At 34.3% G+C, this 17,631-nt stretch carries 17 protein-coding genes and 1 pseudogene; 6 read left to right on the top strand and 12 right to left on the bottom strand.

Features of this window, described 5'->3' with window-relative positions; all coding sequences use genetic code 11:
- Positions 1–26 precede the first annotated feature (26 nt).
- From tagH to BBS29_RS00420, 3 genes and pseudogenes are all read right to left on the bottom strand, one after another.
- Entirely contained in the window at positions 27–1,358 is a 1,332-nt protein-coding gene (tagH, locus tag BBS29_RS08555) for a teichoic acids export ABC transporter ATP-binding subunit TagH (protein WP_068127957.1), read from the bottom strand.
- A 12-nt stretch (positions 1,359–1,370) separates the two neighbouring features.
- Complete coding sequence (locus BBS29_RS00425) at positions 1,371–2,192, bottom strand: ABC transporter permease (protein WP_068127954.1); 822 nt, start codon at positions 2,190–2,192, stop codon at positions 1,371–1,373.
- An 18-nt stretch (positions 2,193–2,210) separates the two neighbouring features.
- Positions 2,211–3,344: pseudogene (locus tag BBS29_RS00420) on the bottom strand (CDP-glycerol glycerophosphotransferase family protein); the annotation flags it as partial.
- A 188-nt stretch (positions 3,345–3,532) separates the two neighbouring features.
- On the opposite strand from BBS29_RS00420, the gene tagD reads away from it, so the two are divergent.
- Genes tagD through BBS29_RS00400 form a run of 4 tightly spaced genes read left to right on the top strand, consistent with a single transcriptional unit; the run spans position 3,533 to position 6,865 of the window.
- Positions 3,533–3,925, top strand: a complete 393-nt coding sequence (tagD, locus tag BBS29_RS00415) for a glycerol-3-phosphate cytidylyltransferase (RefSeq protein WP_068127948.1) — start codon at positions 3,533–3,535, stop codon at positions 3,923–3,925.
- Positions 3,918–5,042 carry a CDP-glycerol glycerophosphotransferase family protein gene (locus BBS29_RS00410; protein ID WP_068127945.1) on the top strand — a complete coding sequence of 375 codons (1,125 nt, stop codon included), beginning with the start codon at positions 3,918–3,920 and terminating at the stop codon, positions 5,040–5,042. The genes tagD and BBS29_RS00410 overlap by 8 nt, the downstream gene beginning before the upstream one ends.
- Positions 5,043–5,077: 35 nt before the next feature.
- Positions 5,078–6,385 carry an LCP family protein gene (locus tag BBS29_RS00405; protein WP_068127941.1) on the top strand — a complete coding sequence of 436 codons (1,308 nt, stop codon included), beginning with the start codon at positions 5,078–5,080 and terminating at the stop codon, positions 6,383–6,385.
- A gap of 54 nt (positions 6,386–6,439) precedes the next feature.
- A complete protein-coding gene (locus BBS29_RS00400) occupies positions 6,440–6,865 on the top strand; it encodes a GNAT family N-acetyltransferase (RefSeq protein ID WP_068127938.1) in 426 nt (141 codons plus the stop codon).
- A 22-nt stretch (positions 6,866–6,887) separates the two neighbouring features.
- On the opposite strand, the gene BBS29_RS00395 is transcribed toward BBS29_RS00400, so the two are convergent.
- From BBS29_RS00395 to BBS29_RS00370, 6 genes are read right to left on the bottom strand one after another with little or no spacing between them, the layout of a single operon-like run.
- Positions 6,888–9,479, bottom strand: coding sequence for a CDP-glycerol glycerophosphotransferase family protein (locus BBS29_RS00395; protein ID WP_068127935.1), 2,592 nt, complete (start codon positions 9,477–9,479; stop codon positions 6,888–6,890).
- Between the two features lie 12 nt (positions 9,480–9,491).
- A complete protein-coding gene (locus tag BBS29_RS00390) occupies positions 9,492–10,124 on the bottom strand; it encodes a tyrosine-protein kinase family protein (RefSeq protein ID WP_068127932.1) in 633 nt (210 codons plus the stop codon).
- Between the two features lie 19 nt (positions 10,125–10,143).
- Positions 10,144–10,734 (bottom strand): hypothetical protein, encoded by a 591-nt coding sequence (locus tag BBS29_RS00385; protein WP_068127928.1) that lies wholly within the window; start codon positions 10,732–10,734, stop codon positions 10,144–10,146.
- Positions 10,735–10,751: 17 nt separating this feature from the next.
- On the bottom strand, positions 10,752–11,477 hold the full coding sequence (locus BBS29_RS00380; RefSeq protein WP_068127925.1) for a WecB/TagA/CpsF family glycosyltransferase: 726 nt from the start codon (positions 11,475–11,477) through the stop codon (positions 10,752–10,754).
- Between the two features lie 55 nt (positions 11,478–11,532).
- Positions 11,533–12,354, bottom strand: a complete 822-nt coding sequence (locus BBS29_RS00375) for a hypothetical protein (RefSeq protein ID WP_068127922.1) — start codon at positions 12,352–12,354, stop codon at positions 11,533–11,535.
- 26 nt (positions 12,355–12,380) lie between these two features.
- Positions 12,381–12,890 (bottom strand): competence protein ComK, encoded by a 510-nt coding sequence (locus tag BBS29_RS00370; protein WP_068127919.1) that lies wholly within the window; start codon positions 12,888–12,890, stop codon positions 12,381–12,383.
- Positions 12,891–13,087: 197 nt separating this feature from the next.
- Between BBS29_RS00370 and BBS29_RS00365 the strand changes: the two genes are divergently transcribed.
- Together BBS29_RS00365 and BBS29_RS00360 are read left to right on the top strand one after the other, a co-directional pair.
- Entirely contained in the window at positions 13,088–13,543 is a 456-nt protein-coding gene (locus tag BBS29_RS00365; RefSeq protein WP_068127916.1) for a sigma-70 family RNA polymerase sigma factor, read from the top strand.
- 80 nt (positions 13,544–13,623) lie between these two features.
- A complete protein-coding gene (locus BBS29_RS00360; protein ID WP_102167279.1) occupies positions 13,624–13,797 on the top strand; it encodes a DUF2187 family protein in 174 nt (57 codons plus the stop codon).
- 53 nt (positions 13,798–13,850) lie between these two features.
- Here the strand turns inward: BBS29_RS00360 and BBS29_RS00355 are convergent, their stop codons facing one another.
- The 3 genes from BBS29_RS00355 to BBS29_RS00345 form a co-directional block, all read right to left on the bottom strand.
- Complete coding sequence (locus tag BBS29_RS00355; protein WP_084778755.1) at positions 13,851–15,200, bottom strand: TrkH family potassium uptake protein; 1,350 nt, start codon at positions 15,198–15,200, stop codon at positions 13,851–13,853.
- Positions 15,201–15,300: 100 nt separating this feature from the next.
- A complete protein-coding gene (locus BBS29_RS00350; protein WP_068127912.1) occupies positions 15,301–16,671 on the bottom strand; it encodes a S1C family serine protease in 1,371 nt (456 codons plus the stop codon).
- Positions 16,661–17,452 carry a TerC family protein gene (locus BBS29_RS00345; protein ID WP_068127907.1) on the bottom strand — a complete coding sequence of 264 codons (792 nt, stop codon included), beginning with the start codon at positions 17,450–17,452 and terminating at the stop codon, positions 16,661–16,663. The genes BBS29_RS00350 and BBS29_RS00345 overlap by 11 nt, the downstream gene beginning before the upstream one ends.
- Between the last annotated feature and the right edge of the window lie 179 nt (positions 17,453–17,631).

Genomic DNA, 17,631 nt, shown 5'->3' with positions numbered 1-17,631 from the left:
AAGGGCTCTTTTATTTTACTATGAATTTATTCACTTTCTTTTGTATATTTCGCATTCAACCAAACTTGTTCATTATCAATTATTGCTTTATACCATATATTACGACCGATGAACCATGTCTCAATGACATGTATTTCTGTCCCTGTCAGTTTCTTTAAATCTGCAAATGCTGCGTTTTTCTTACCACCCCATGGCATATAGAACGCACTACCTTCACCGTTCAATATGACATGCTTATTATCTTGGTCTATTAAAGAAAATGTATGTGATTGAATGTCTTTTTCTTTCATCCAACCAATGACTCCATCTTCTGCACTTCGTGAAGTCGATAATAAATAATACTTCTCAAATCTATAATTTGCTGATCGGGTAATATAATATACATGATGTTTAAAGTCATTAGATGATTTTACATTCTCTCTACTATTTGGTGCTTCATATACAGATGATTTACCACCTCTAATATGGCCTAATCTACTTTCCATGTGAAGTTCATAATCATCTTTTTCTGTAATGTACTCATCTGTTTGAGAATAGATTACCGTATTACCTATTTCTTGTTTATTATCTGTTGTGGCTGGAGACGATAATATATTATTACGGTATTCATCGCGTTCTTTCTTTGTCATCTTTTGCCATTTTCTTAAGTATCTTTCATACATGCCGAGAACTTCATTCGTTTCACCATATGCTTTAACACGACCAAATTCTAACCAAAGTATTTTGTTACAAAATTGCTTCATTTGACCGAGCGAGTGCGAAACGAAAATCATCGTCTTGCCTTGTTCTTTAAAGTCTTTCATCTTTTGTAAACTTTTCTCAGCAAATGCCTTATCTCCAACTGACAGCGCCTCATCGATAATAAGGACATCCGGATCTACACTTACTGAAATTGCAAAACCAAGTCTAGACCTCATACCACTAGAGTATGACTTTACTGGCTGATCAATAAATTCCCCTAGCTCTGAAAATTCGATTATTTCTGGCTCTAATTCTTTAATTTCCTGTTTACTAAATCCGAGCATTAAACATTTTAACTCAATGTTCTCTCTGCCTGTTAAATTGTTATTGAGTCCTGCAGCAACTGCAATTAAAGCAACATCACCACGGGTATGTACCTCTCCTTTTGTTTCGGGTACAATTCCTGCGATAATATTAGATAATGTTGATTTACCAGATCCATTTGTTCCAATAAATCCAACAACATCACCTTCATATGCTGAAAAACTCACAGAATCTAGTGCATAAAAAGCTTTTCCATATTTTTCTTTATTAAACAAATTTAAAAACTTTTCTTTAGAGTCATTGAACAACGTATATTTTTTTGAAACATCTTTTACTTCTATAACTTTCTCCATATTATCCAACCTCTATAAGTAATCAATAAAGTTTCTTCTAAATCTCATGTGAAGCGTTGCACCTATTAATAATAATATTAATACTACTGCCCAGAAGTATAATCCATACTTCCAATGTTCAATAATGTACCACCCTGAACCTAAAAATGCATATCGATATCCATCAATGACGTAGATAAGTGGGTTAAATTTTAATACGTACATCACTTTCGGGAAATCACTTAACATCGTTAATGGCCACAGTACTCCTGAAACATATAGACCCATTCTGAGTGTTGAGTTTAAAAACAGGTGCACATCTCTGATAATTGTAGATAACGTCGACATAATTAAGCCAAATGCAAAAGTAAAGACGTATAAACAAAAGATGAAGTATACGACCTGTATTAAATAAATTGAAACATAATATCCATAAATTTGATGTACGATAAGTGCAATAACTAGCATTCCAAAATGTATATAAATTTTAGACAAAATAGGAATATTCGGTATAACACTCATTGGGAAGTTCATTTTAGATAACATTCTAAGTCTAGTATATATAGATTTAGATGCTTCTATTGAAGCTTGGTAGAAAAAGATCCACACTAAAAACCCAACTATTAGCCATAATATAAATGGTGTTTCATCACCATTGACGATAACTGGCGCACGGTTTCTTAGAGTTCCAAATACGAACCAATAGATTAGTATTTGAGTGAGTGGATTTAATAATTCCCAGAGCATACCTAGATAATTGTTTTTATTACTACTTTTTAATTCATATAATGACAATCGTCGTGCTAAGTAGAAATATTCTGTTTGTTCTTGTATTAGTTTAAATAAAGATTTCATTTTATTCCCTTTCAATCATTACCGTAAAATACTATTAACTACACGCTCGGACGCTTTACCGTCCTCTAATGCGCAAAACTTTTCTCTAAATTCGTGTCGAATGACAGAATAATCTTGTAGCTCAATATTCTGTATGGCATGTAAAACTTCATCAGTATTGTACAATAAAGGACCTGGTGCTTTTTGTTCAAAATCAAAATAAAACCCTCTTACAACATCACGATAACTGTCAATATCATACGTAAAGAACATCATCGGACGATCTAAAATCGCGTAATCAAAAAACACAGATGAATAGTCGGTAATTAGCATATCCGATACTAAGTATAAATCGCGAATATCTTCATAATTTGAGAAATCGAGTACGAAACCATTGTATTTTGCCACATCTAGATTCTCTGCAATTAAGTAATGCATACGTAATAAAATTATGTAATCATCACCTAATTCTTTTTGCATTTGATCTAGGTCAAGTTGGATGTCAAATTTATAACGTCCACGCTCGTGATATTCATTGTCTCTCCAAGTTGGTGCATAAAGAATCACTTTTTTCCCGCGTTTGATACCAAGTTCGACTTTAAGTTTATGAATATAATCCGGAATATTAAAATTGACTAAGTAATCATTTCTAGGGTAACCCGTCTCTAACATTTCTTTATTAAAATTAAATGCGCGTTTAAATATTTCTGTTGAATATGGATTCGGAGAAATTAAATAATCCCATTTACTAGATTCTTTAGTAAAGTTTTTCTTATATCTTTCTGTGTCTGTATCAGCCATAAGTACTTCATCCATATCTAATGCTAGACGCTTTAACGGCGTACCATGCCATGTTTGTAAATACTTTGTAGATCTTGGCTTAGGAATCCATAAAGGTAACCTACTATTTGAAACCCATATATGTGATGTATTCATTGCGATTAACCACTTTAGTGAGAATCTCTTAAAATACGGCACGCCATGTTCTTCGAATGTTTTTACGTGACGCTTATCCGCACTCCAGATAAGTTCGTATTCGCTATAATGCATTTTCATATATTCATATAATGCACGAGGATTATCACTGAATTGCTTTCCTAAAAAACTTTCGAACATAATTCTCTTTTTATTTTTAGGTAGAATTAGTCCTGCAGTAAAAAAGATAAACTTGTATATATTTAACCAAAATGACTTTAAAAATTTCATTTAAATCTACTTTCTTTCTTCATTAATTATAATATATAGACTATATTATACCGAAGTTTTGTCAAAATGCGTAAAGTAATATACTATAACAATCGTAATTTGTACAGTTTTGGTATAGACTGAAAAGATAGAAATAATTATTAAGGTGAAATCCAATGAAAAAGATTATAACATATGGAACTTTTGACTTATTACATGTCGGACATATCAATATTTTAAAACGTGCGAAGCAGATGGGAGATTACCTTGTTGTCGGATTATCAACCGATAGTTTCAACAGCTTAAAACATAAAGAAGCATATCACTCATATGAGGATCGTAAACTTATTTTAGAAGCGATTAAATATGTCGATGAGGTAATTCCAGAGAATAGTTGGGATCAAAAACGTGATGACGTAAAAAATCACAACATTGATACATTCGTAATGGGTCATGACTGGGAAGGTGAATTCGACTTCTTAAATGATTTATGTGAAGTCGTATATCTACCGAGAACCGAAGGTGTATCAACAACTAAAATTAAGAAAGATCTTAATCAAAATGATTAAAGAACTTTTTATACGTGTGTACAATTTTTTTGTCTCACGTTTCTTTTTATTGATGCGCGTATTACCTGTTAAAAACTCTGTCGTGATTTTAACTTCTTTTGGCGATAATATCGATTATATTATCCGTCATCCGAAAATGCGTCTCTACGATGAAGTTAATATTTTTTCATCGCGCCAGTATGATTTTAAAACGTTTGATAACGTTAAAGTGTATACACATAGTAGTTTAAGCGTAAAAGAATTATATGAAATTGGTCGTGCAAAAAATATTATTGTCGATAATCATTTCCCTGTAATTGGTGGTATGTCTACATTAAAACCTTATGTTAAAGTATTTCAAACGTGGCATGCGGTTGGTGCTGTAAAGGCGTTTGGGTTAATGGATGAGTCATTTAAACACCGTCCAGACTGTGCAAAAACTCGGTTTAAAAAAACGTATCAAAATGTGGATTATTATGTCGCTGGATCTAAACGTATGGCAGATATTTTTAAACAGACGTTTTCTATTGAAGATAAAAAAATCATAAAAGCAGCGATGCCACGTCTTGATTTTTATAGAGAACAGTCGAATATTCAATCGACTCGAGATAATGTTCGAAGTCGCTTAAATTTAGACGACGAAGTTATCGTTGTAACGTATGCGCCGACGTATAGAGAAAATCAGTTTAATATTTCTGATATACCACTCGACATCTCTAAAATGAGTCAACAGTTGCCAAGCAATTATAGAATCGCGTTAAGACTACACCCTACTGTTCAGTTAGACACTGATATTAAGGGTGTCATTGATCTAAATGACGGATTTTCGTTAGAAGAAGTGTTAAGTGTGACTGATATTTTAATTACAGACTACTCTTCTGTCGGCTTTGAATTTGCGAACCTTATGCGCCCAGTTATCTATTATCCTTATGATTTAGATGAGTATAAGAATACAAAAGGTTTAATAGATGATTATGAATCTCTCGTCACGACAAATATCGCATATAGCACAGATGAAATTCTTGAAATGATTAAAAATGATGACTTCTCTGCGGAAGAAATACGTCAATTTAAAGATCTTTGGAATGATTATAACAACCAAAATAATACAAATACTCTTTTATCAATGTTACAATAAAGGTTATTATATTATTTTGAAGTTCGGAGATTACTATGAAAAAATTCCTTAAAATTATTTTCGTCATACTTTTAGTACTCGGCATTGCTGGGGCCGCTTATGGTGGTTATATATACTATACAGTCAACAAAGGAGTAAACTCTTCATTTTCCGGATTAGAGGATAAGTCGAAACTTCGTGAAGATGGTGAAGAAGTAGATATCGAAGATAGTTTTACAGTACTAATATTAGGAATTGACGAAAACGAAAAACGTGCTAAAAAAGAACAATTAAAAAGAGATGAATTTAGAACGGATACGATGATTTTAGCTACGTTTGACCGTGAAGGTAACGTCATTAAAATGATCAACATCCCTCGCGATACGCTAAGTCTAATTAGTGATGAACAAGCATTCGACAAAATCAACCACGCACATGCACTCGGCGGAATTGAAGGAGCTGTCGATTCAGTTGAAAACTTATTCAACATCCCTGTCGACTTTTACATTCGTGTAAACTTTGACTCTGTTGTGGATATTGTAGACACACTTGGTGGTGTTGAGTTCGACGTACCTTTTGATATGGAAGAACCTAACCGAGATGATTCAGGTAAAACGAAAGTTAAAAAAGGTCGTCAAATGTTAAATGGTGAAGAGGCACTTGCAGTAGTTAGAAGTCGCCGAGTAGACTCAGACTTTGGACGTGGTGAACGTCAAATGCAAATGATTCAGGCGATTATGAATCGTTCAAAATCTACTGGTGCAATTACAAAAATCGATAAACTCGTCGATGTTGTATCTGAAAATGTCACACATAACTTTACGATGAATGAAATTACAAACTTAGCAAAATATTTTGCAAGTAATGATGTTAAATTTGAAACAACAAGATTACTCGGTGAAGATTATATTGGATATACTGGTGCATATTACTACAAACCAAGTGAAGAACACTTATTTGTACTAAGCAAAACATTAAGAGAAATTCTTGATTTAAAAGCACCAGACGTCAATGACTTCGCAAATATTCGCCTATCCTACTGGTTAAACCCAACAGTACTAATCGGCGAAGATATTATTAATAACTATAAACTCGAAGGCGAAGATATACCGTTTTTCGCCGATCCAACATATAAAAGTAAGTATGGTGACGGCTTTAACATTCCAAAAGAACAATTAGAAAACTATGAAGACAATGAAGGCGACACAGATGTTAGTCAACCTGACGGACAAGACTACACTGAACCAACAGAAGAAGAAAATTTAGATGAGTCATATGACGACGATTATTATTACGATCCAGGTACAAACCCAAGAGATGAATACTTCCCACCTGAGCGTGATGATAGAGAGAATTATGAATAGTGTTATATAATGACTAGGTACTGCCTAGTCATTATTTTTTTAGGAGTGTCTATTATGAATATATATATTACAGATGATAAGAAATACTACGATGATTGCGTGGAGATTAGAAATAAAGTATTTGTAGAAGAACAAGGTGTTCCAGCTGATTTAGAATTAGATGAGTACGAAGAAGAATGCGTTCATATCATTTTACTATTTAACGATGAACCAGCCGGTACAGTACGTTACCGAGTGCTTGATGATTCTACAATTAAAGTCGAAAGAATGGCTGTTTTAAAAGAATATAGAAAGCTCGGATTCGGACATAACTTAATGACGTTCGTTCATATTCATGCGAGACAACAAGGTTACGTATGGGCAAAACTTGGTGCACAAACTCACGCGATTAAATTTTATAACAAACTCGGCTATGAAAATTTTTCCGATGAATATTTAGACGCAAACATCCCACATATCGATATGATTAAACAGTTGTAATAAAAAAACTCTAACAAAAATGTTAGAGTTTTTTTCGTTCCACCGCTTCATATATACGTTTACAGTTATGTTGATCTTGATATTTAATAATGCCACTAATATCTTTTACTTTATTTTCATAGTTATGTTTAATCGAATCTTCGATATAGCTAATCAGAAGTTCTTCTGTTTCCGCGATATCTCCTAAAAATGTTTCATTTACAGGTCGTAATATCCCTCTACTAAAGAATCGATCTTCGTCGAAGTGATAGTATATTACTGGTTTTTTCATCATTGTAAAGTCAAAACTTACACTACTAAAATCTGTAATGAGTAACGCATGTTCAATGAGTAAATCTTGTACAGTACGTTCTCCTAGCGTAATAAATTCAATGTTATCTGTCGCTTCAATATGCTCTTTTGTAAAGAACTGCTGTGCACGATAATGCGGGTAGAAATTTAATTTGACGTTATATTTTTTTAGTACTTCATGAAGGCGTTCGTTTTCGATTAAATTTTTATAACGGTGATAATACTCACTGTTTAAAAATCGTTCGTCAGTGTTAATCCAGTCACGCCACGTCGGCATAAGTAATATGTCTTTCCCTTTTTTGCCAATCGGTAATTGGTCAAATCGTGCAAGACCTGTAACGATGACTTCATCTTCATCGTATCCCATCTCTTCAACGACGACGTCGTACTTCTCACTTGAACTCGATACGATAAATATATCAAACGGATCCTCATAGTATTTTTTATGATATTCAGCTGGTTTTCTACCGAGTACACCGTGCTGTAGAAACACTTTAAAAGTATCACCATAGTTAAAGAATTCTTTCGCTGGTTTGTACGGTAAAATATTTTCAAAATCGTGCGTACATAGTAATACCCCTGCTCTTAAACTAATGTCGTAATGTGCATCACTACCGAAAACGAGTACGTTTTTTTCGTCTTTAATCTTTTCATAGTCTTTAGATTCTCCGTCTATCACGTAGTACGCTTCGACTTGTTTGTCTTGTAAATATTTAAACAATGCATATCCATTTTCTTGTGCAGTATCTGTACGTTCTCCGAGTAACCATATATTGTTGTCTCGCGTGACATTCGTGTTGACTGATTTTGGTACAACAAATGTTTCGATTTTTAAATTGTTAAATGGTGTTGTCGTCACGAGTAAATAAACTTCTCGGTCTTTTTCTTGGACAATTTTTAAATCGTAAAAATCATCTTTTTTATAATCTGAATGTTTGTATGGGATTTTTTCCCTTGCGATGATGTCGCCGTCTTCATTTCTCATACCGACGTAAATATCAATCACTGTCTTACCACGACTCATCAAATTGATGATATCTTCAGGTACTACTTTTATTTTAAATTTATCGTCTACTGGATATTCGACAGTTTTTTGACTGATACGATCTTCAAATATAATGACGTTCTCAGCATTAGAGAACGACTCTCTCCCCTTCATAAAACCTTTAAACGTAAAGTCTTTAATAGATGTCATACGTCTTCTTATACGTGGACGAGATACTTTAAAACCTAAGTAGTTGTCTTTTCTTCTATAAAAATGAGTGTTGAGATACTCATTGTCATGAAGATGTTTACCGACCATATCATCGGTAATTTTTGCATATCGAATATCAAGTTGATACACGATACCATCATTTATAAAGTTGATTTTTTTATTTGTAAATCCGTCAATCAGCACTCCAATTGGTATATCACATCGTAATTGATCTGTTAAATCGATATCCACCGACGTATCAAGCCTCGGGTTAAAGATACTTAATTTCGGTTGATTGATTAACATATCTTTTTCTAATTGAATATTGACTGTGACGACGTTATCTTTTATTTCACTCACGTAAAATGATTCGAGCACGATCACATGCTCTTTAACTTCAAGCGTTAACTCCGGCTCTGTCTTAAGTGTGTACGAATAATATTCAGTAAAAAGTTCTTGTTCTTTTAATTTGCCTTTTAATAAATAAACATCTTCTTTTTGAGCGATATAAAATACCGCTTCACCGTTTGTAAGTTGTTCTAGCCCCGTTACTTTTAACGTATAATCATCAACTAACGTCGTCGGTATTTCTACGAACTTATGAATATAACTTAAAAAGAGTACAGAATCTTTGTCCACTTTCGTATTAAACGTTAACACTAAAGAATCTTTTAATACGTTCGCGTCATTTACAAGTTGTGTTTCATCAGTAAAGTTTAACGTCATATATCGTTTAGAAATATGTACATCTCTTTTTACTTTAATGTTATATAGTTTATTGTTCACAAAATATTGAGTACGCGCTTTAAGTTCCTTACTTCGTTTTATACGCATTGGTTTATTAAATGAATATAACTGAATAGATAAATTATCCGGTTCATGGTTAAAATACGTTTCAGATATACGCACTGTAATATGATCGTTATTATATTCACACGGAACTTCATGTTCTATTTCATCAATTAAAACAGTCGCATTATAATTTGAAATCACCCGAACATTAATAAACGGGAGGACTTTATAAGTGAATATAAAGTCGCCCCCTCTTCTATTAATATCGATGAGTTCAATTTCTTTTATAAATCGTTCTCTTACATGTTTAGAGAAATAATTTGTAAATCGACTCATACATATTCACCTTTAACTTTCATCAAAATTATTGACGACACCTAAAATCTCTATTCCACTTTCTTCTAGTCGTGAAGCCAGTTCGTTTGACTGAACGATATGACGTTCCTTATTTTTTACAATCACCGCCGCATCGATTGCTTCTTTTGTTGCATCGACATTCGCCGCGTCATACATTCTCATGCCAGCATCAATAATACAATAATCAAATTTATTTCTTAACGTTCCAATTATATATTTAAATTTACTCGATAGAAACACTTCGTTGCCAATCGACGTTTGTAGCCCAACATGAATCATAGAAAGTCCATATACTGGTGTGTCATACGTCACTGATAGTATGCTTTTGTCAGTCGCTATCGCATCTGTAATACCGCTTCTTAATTGAACGTGAAATGTGTCGTGAATTGTCGGGTCGTCTAAATTTGCATCTAAAAATACGACGTTAGCGCCCCTACGTGCTAAAGCGATCGCAACGTTAGTTGCGATTGTCGTAACCCCTTCTTTTTGATATTCAGATGCAAATAATAACACTCGTTGCTTGTTTTGTGTGTAATATTTAATACGGTCTGCGATATTAAAATATTTTAAAGCGACATCACTTTCTGGCTCATTCACTACGATATGTCTTCTATTGTCTAACATATATTATCACTCACTTACACTAATATTTTGGTATCGAACCAAGTACCGTATAATCTGATTCCGCTGATTTACGTTTGCCGACACGTGGTTTTTGAAATGTGTCAATTAACGTACCAACAAAATATCCAATAATAAGCCCAACAATAACGTAGATTAATTTAACTTTATGTGACTTGTCTTCTACTACACCGTCATCTGGAGCTGTCACATACTCCACTGTACTCCCTTGTACAAATGTTTCTATTTCATCAGTAGCGATTTGTGCAAGGCTCTCTGTGATCAGTATAGAGTCGCGTCTATTGTCTAAACTTACCGAAACTTTTAAAGTATCTGAATCTTCGTTATACGTGACAGTAATCTTCTCTTTTAATTTTTGAACAGGAAGCGTAATGTTCTCTTGTTCTTTTAGTTTTGTAACGACTTTATCAGATTTAATAATCGCCTCATAAATTCCTGGATCTACTGATTCTTCCGTATGCACGTTAAATTCAGCAGTCGCGTTGTACTGATTATCAATAAAAAACAACGTAAATAACGACGCAACTATTCCACCAATTAATATACTCGCTAATAATATAAAATCTTTACTTGATACATTACGTTTTGACATAGAATCTTCCTTAACGTTTAATCATTTTTTAGTAGTGTTTTTATCATAAAACTAAACACTTTAATATTTCTTTTAATGCGTTCTGGTTGTTTAATCATGCGGTACAACCATTCTAAGTTTAATTTAATCCAAATATCTGGCGCACGTTTCACTGCTTTCGCATGGACGTCTAAACTTCCACCAACACCGATGAATAGCCCTTTTTGTGCATTTTTAATATGACGATCGATGAATAATTCTTGCTTTGGTGCACCGAGCGCGACGAATACGATATCTGGTGACTGTTCATAAATCTCATCATGAATTTTTTCATCATCAATATCGATATATCCGTGATGTCTGCCGACAATATTTAAATTCGGATAAGTCGATTGAATTTGTTTTGCCGCCTCTTTATTGACAGACTCTTTTGCACCGAGTAAATACACACTTAAATTTTCGTCATCGGCATATTGCAGTAAATCGACCGTTAAATCAAACCCGGTAATTCGCTCTTTTAGCGGACGTCTTTTTAACTTTGAAAGTAATACAACTCCGATACCATCCGGCGTGACATAATCCGCACGTTTAACGACATGTTGAAATTCGTTATCTTCTTTTGTTTTCATTAAAATTTCTGGGTTTGCTGTTACGACGAACGTCTTTTCTTTTTGCTCAAGACGTCTCTTTAGTTCGTCTACAAACTGTTCATGTGTCGTATTTACAAACGGAATTCCAAGTAAATGTACTACCCTTTTAATCATGTCTTTCACTACTTTCAGTCTTATCTATATCATACATGATTTTTAAACTTTTTTCTTAATTATTCGGGCTCTTTTTTTGTTGTAAAATACGTTCGAGTTGTAGAATCGGAACGTAACCAATCGTAACTTTTCCATCTTGTTCTATATACGTTGGCAATTTATCGACCTCAGTAAATGGAACTTTTCCGCGTTCAAAACGCCCAATAATCGTGTATAACCTATGAATCAGTCGTGTAATATCGTCTAATATACTTTGTGATATTCTAGCGACTTCGATATGGATAAACGGATTCTCTTTTTCTTTTTTAGGATATCGATATTTTTTAATCCAATGAATGTCTTTTTGAGACATTTCATCTTTTGATTTATACTCAATCGCAAAAAATGGGAGTCTATCGTCTTCTTTAAACGCTTCGTCAAATTGCTGTCTAAAACTATAAAACTCTAAATGGTTTTCTTCTTTACGAATGACGTACTGCTCTCCATTTTGTTGGATATAAAAGATCGTACTGTTCGGTACACGGTATGTTTTTTTAATATCGATATATAAATCTGACATTTTAATAAACTGTGTATAGTCTAAATCTAAGTGTGCGATATTTTTATCTTTACTTTCTAAAATTGAGAGTTCTAGCGTTAAATCATCTGACGATAACTTCGCTTTATTTAAAGCATCGAACAACTTATTTAACTTCATTTCATACAATTCGCTATACGAATACTCACCATATGTTAGCTTAGATACTTCATGTGTTAAATATGGTAAATCGTCTGTTAACAACGCAATCAAATCTCTTACTTTTTGATCAAGTGATAATTTATATTTAAAAATTTGTAATTGATGCGTACTATCTTTAACTTTGACTTTAATTTCCATACTATCCCTCTTTTCGCATCATGTCATTAGTTTATATTATACATTGTTTTTTTAGTTTCTGCGCTTAAATATCTTCTTCTAAAATGTCTAAACTTCACGTACCTGTCATATATTTGCGTCGCTTTTACATACTGACTTTCACATTGGTTATATGAAATTTCGACATCTAACGTATCTCCACATATAAACTCAATCGTCGTACCACTTTCACGTTTTATACACCGATATACTTTAGCCAAATTAATAAAATACACGTTCTTATTTTTATTTGAATTTAACGGAAACATAATAAATTGATATTCGAGATCCACACAAATCGGTATCATACGATGGATGTTGAAATTCAATTGAACATGTTTACGTATTGCAGATAGATTCGTCGCATAAAAATATGTTAAATACTCATTTAACCAGTTTTCCGACGATTTCTTATATTGAACGATACCAGATTCTGATACAGCCTGACACATATATGTTGGATCATAAATCGGTTCTATATATTTAACGTCTCTTGTAAAATATGGCAATCCTTTCATAGGAAGTCCTCTTTCATTAAAATTATAGTATTAGAACGAATTATACATCATTTCATGTTTAAATACATTACATTGTTAACTATTATTATAGTTAAGGTTAACTTTTGTTAATTAAGGCGCCTGTTTGAACGATTAAAAACCCGGTACATTACACATATCCGGAAATAATTTAAGAATCGATTCTTACAGGAGTCACAATGGAAAAGATTATATCGTATGAACCGATGATTGCTTCAATTATTAACAGGCTGAACATTTTATATGACCGAGATGAGTATATGCAAATTGGCCGATTAGCGGTTTACGAAGCGTTAAACAAGCACGACGAGTCCATATGTAAAGAATCACAATTTGTCTACACGATGATTTATCAACGTTTAATCGATGAAATTCGAAAAAATGCACGTCGATTAGAGCGATATCAAGTGACAGAAGATGGAGTTCTAGATACGATCCCTATCGATTCTATCGATGCGAATTTGTATTTAATCGGTGTAAAAGAAAAACTAACTGAGCGAGAATATGCATGGCTACTTATGACGATTGATGGATATGCACTCGTTGAGATCGCCAAACATTTAGGGGTGAGTTTATCAACAGCAAAAAACATAAGAAAACAAGCGAGAAAAACGTTGTATACACACTTCTATTGAGAAAAATAGTTGAAAATTGTATAATAGTATAATGATTATTTGGAGGGGTTACGATGAGTAAGAACAAAGACGAAGTAGAAATTGTACCAGCAGAAATCGGAGATATTGTTGAGTTCGATGGCATGCTTGGTAAAGTTGAAAAAATCAATGAAAATTCAGTCATCGTCGACATTACAATAAACGAGGACTGGAACGAAAACGAAGATTTTGAAAAGACAGTAGTAAACCATAAACGATATACAATCAAAAAATAATGATTAAGGCGTAAGCTCGAATGCTTACGCCTTTTTTCTTTTTATTCTTATTTCTAACCGACTGTTAAATGCTCTGTCGGATATTTGATTATCGTCTTTTTCTTGCTACCAAAACTTAATAAGAAACTCACAAAACCGACACGGCCAATAAACATCAGTGCAATCAATATAAGCTCACTGCTTGTCTGTAAGTCATTTGTTATGCCCATCGACATCCCGCACGTTCCGAACGCGCTCGATACTTCAAAGATGATAGACATTAAACTATGTTTGTCACCTTCAACAAACGTGATGACGGATATTCCTAAAAATAGTAAAACAATTGACATGACGAACACGACAAATGCGCGTTCAACATCTTGTTTTGCGATCGTCCGTTTAAATATCGTCGGGTATTCTTTACTTCTTGCAAATGCAATTACTGTCAGTAACAAAATCGCAAATGTCGTCGTACGAATCCCCCCACCCGCACTGGATGGTGATGATCCGATAAACATTAACATACTTAAAACAAGCTGTGTGGCTTCGTTTAGTAACGACGGGTCTTCGATAACGATTCCTGCACTTCTTGACGATACACTCATAAACGAGGCGTTCGTCATTTTAGTAATAAATGAATCTTGAAAACGCGGACCATTCCACTCGATGATTAAATAAAACACTGTACCAATTACATAAAGTAACGCATACATCGTCGTCGTCACTTTCGTAAACAAACTAAATCTAAAGTGAGGGTTTTTATGACTAAAGAACTCTTTCACTTCGATTAATACAGGATATCCAATCGCTCCGAGAACGATTTGGAACATTACTGGAACCGTAAGAAAGAAGTTTGTACTATGTCCGATCAACGATTGATGATATAAATCAAATCCAGCGTTTGTCGTCGCAGATACTGATAAAAACGTCCCTTGAAGGAGTGCATCTTTAAACGAACCGGTTAAATAATAAAACACTGACGTATAAATAATTGCACCAATCAGTTCGATTAAAAACAGTAAAGACACGATATTTAAAACGAGCTGTACCCCACCTGCAATTGCGGATTGGTTGTTGTCGACCATGATTGCTGCTCGGTTTCTTAATGTGATCTTTCTACCGAGTAAAATCCATATAAACGTCGACGTCGCCATAATACCAATACCGCCGAGGTTGAGTATGAACATTAGGAGAATAATCCCGTACGTATTAAACGTGTCGACAATATTTACCGTCGTAAGACCCGTAACAGAGATACCTGAAGCTGTGACGAATAACGTATCCATAAATGATATGTATGTACCTTCATTATAGAAAAATGGCAGTTGCATGAGTAACGTAGAAACAATTAACGCGCCTAAATAATAAACAAAAATGGAGCGTTGCGGGCTCATACGGTCTAATAAATTAATGATTATTTTCACACAGTATCTCTCCTTTAGACATACTATACGCCTATTAAATCAATCTTTCAATTTATTTTAATATAAAAAAAACGAGCATTACTGCTCGTTTAAAATCTTTTTATAACTGGACGTCAGTCTCATACTGTCTACCGTCTAAATAATACGTTACAGTAATCGTGTCGCCTGATTTTTTGTTGCCATATAAATATTGTCTAAATTCCATCGCGTTATTGACTTCAGTGTCATCTAATTTCGTAACGACCGCTAATTCTTCTAATCCTGCATATTCAGCTGGAGAACCTGGTTCAATACTTGAAAGAACGACGCCTTGTTTAACATTGCTCGGTAATTTTAAATAGTTACGTTGATCGCTCGTACTAATTAAATATAAGTCGAGCAAGCCAACTCCGATAAAAGGACGATCCACTTCTCCACCAGTTTCTAACTCTGAAACAATTGCTTTAACATCGTTTGATGGAATCGCAAAACCAATACCTTCGACATTCTCTAAACCAATTTTCATCGAGTTAATACCGATTAATTCACCTTTACTATTTACGAGTGCACCACCAGAGTTACCTGGGTTAATAGCTGCATCTGTTTGAAGTACTGCCGCTTCCCAGTCATCCGTACCGTTTCCATCAATATCAACCGGTACACGTCTATCTAATGCAGATACAATTCCTCTAGATACAGATCCACTAAACATATCACCGAGTGGTGAACCAATTGCGATTGCCTCTTCACCGACGAGTAATTTATCGCTATCTCCAAATTCGATTACATCAGTTATGTTACCTTTTGGCATTCTTAAAACTGCTAAGTCTGTCCAAATATCTGTGCCGAGAATCTCTGCTTCAACACTGTCACCTTCAGAAGTGTTTACTTGAACTTCAGTTGCTTTATCAATTACGTGATTATTTGTAATAACGTAAGCATATTCGTCATCTGTTTTATAAATGACTCCAGACCCAGTTCCCGCTTCAGCGAGTGACGACTCATTACCAAATAAATTCGTTTGGCTTTGTAAGTTAATGACTGATACGACTGCAGGCTTTGCTTTTTCAACAGCGACAATTGTATCTGTAATCACTTTGTCCTCATGTTTACTTTCAATTTCTTGACGAACTTCTGCTGTGTCTTTTGTGTTGTTTACGACATCATCTGCGTTGTTTGAGTCGTTAGATAAAAAGTGATACAACGAAACGACTAAAATCGCACCGATAATACCAGCGAGTAATCCGGGTAAGAACGATGATTTCTCACGTTTAGCGCGTGGTTTAGGTGTATCTTCTTTAGGTACTTCATGTTCTTCACGGAAATCATCGTGAGATGGTGCTTCTCTTTCATCAACATGCTCGTCTTTGACATCATCTTTTAAATCATCATCATCGATCTTTTCAAATTGAACTGTATCGTGCTCATCTAAAGCGTGCGTGCGACGTCTATATTTTTCGTCAAAACTTTCTCTTCTATCATCATTGCGCATTCATATCATCCTTCACATCTGTTTTTTTACCACCAGCAAACCATCCGATTAGGATAATGATAAGCATTACTGCCCAGAATGTTAATTTCCAAATTGTTGAATGTGGGAAAGTCTCTGGTAAAATACCGACTGCTTCATGCGAGAGTGTTAACACTGCTAACTTAACACCAACCCAACCAACGATAGTAAATGCTGCGACTTCTAAACTTGGTCGTTCGGCAAGTAATTTTACGAACCAGTTCGCAAAGAAACGCATAATAATAACTCCAAGTAAACCACCGACTAACATCACTGTATATTGACCCACGTTTACTCCGAAGAAATCTCCACCGACTTGTGGTAACGCGAGTGCAATTGCCGCAGCTGCTAAAATCGAATCGATTGCAAACGCAATATCTGCGATTTCTACTTTAAGTACAGTCATCCAAAATCCTGAACCCTTTTTTTCGTTCTTTTCAATTAATGCGTCAATTTCTTCTTCTGATCGACCTCTATGCTTATATATATCTTTTAAATGACTAATCGATACGTAGAATAAGTATAACGCACCGAACGCTTGGACAAACCACCATTGTACGAGCCAAACGAGTAATAGTATCGCAATCATTCTAAATACGAACGCTCCGAGTAACCCGTAAAATAGTGCTTTCTTACGATCTTTTGGCGATAAATGTCTCACCATAACCGCAAGTACAACCGCATTGTCTGCTGCAAGTAAACCTTCTAATACGACAAGTACAATAAGTACCCATGCGTATTCTAATAATATAGCATAATCCATTTCTTCACTCCTTAAATATAAAAAAGACCACAGCAAATAGACACTGTCTAATTACTATGGTCTCACAGAACAATAAATATTGCTTAACACACCGGGCGATTTGCCGTAATGACGATGTGTTACTAGTAAACTAGTCGTTACTCCCCATATATTATTCATTGACATTATTATACGCGTTT

Source organism: Nosocomiicoccus ampullae (genome assembly GCF_001696685.1).
In the GTDB taxonomy this organism is placed as follows: domain Bacteria; phylum Bacillota; class Bacilli; order Staphylococcales; family Salinicoccaceae; genus Nosocomiicoccus; species Nosocomiicoccus ampullae_A.
This window is presented reverse-complemented; position numbering and strand designations above follow the sequence as displayed.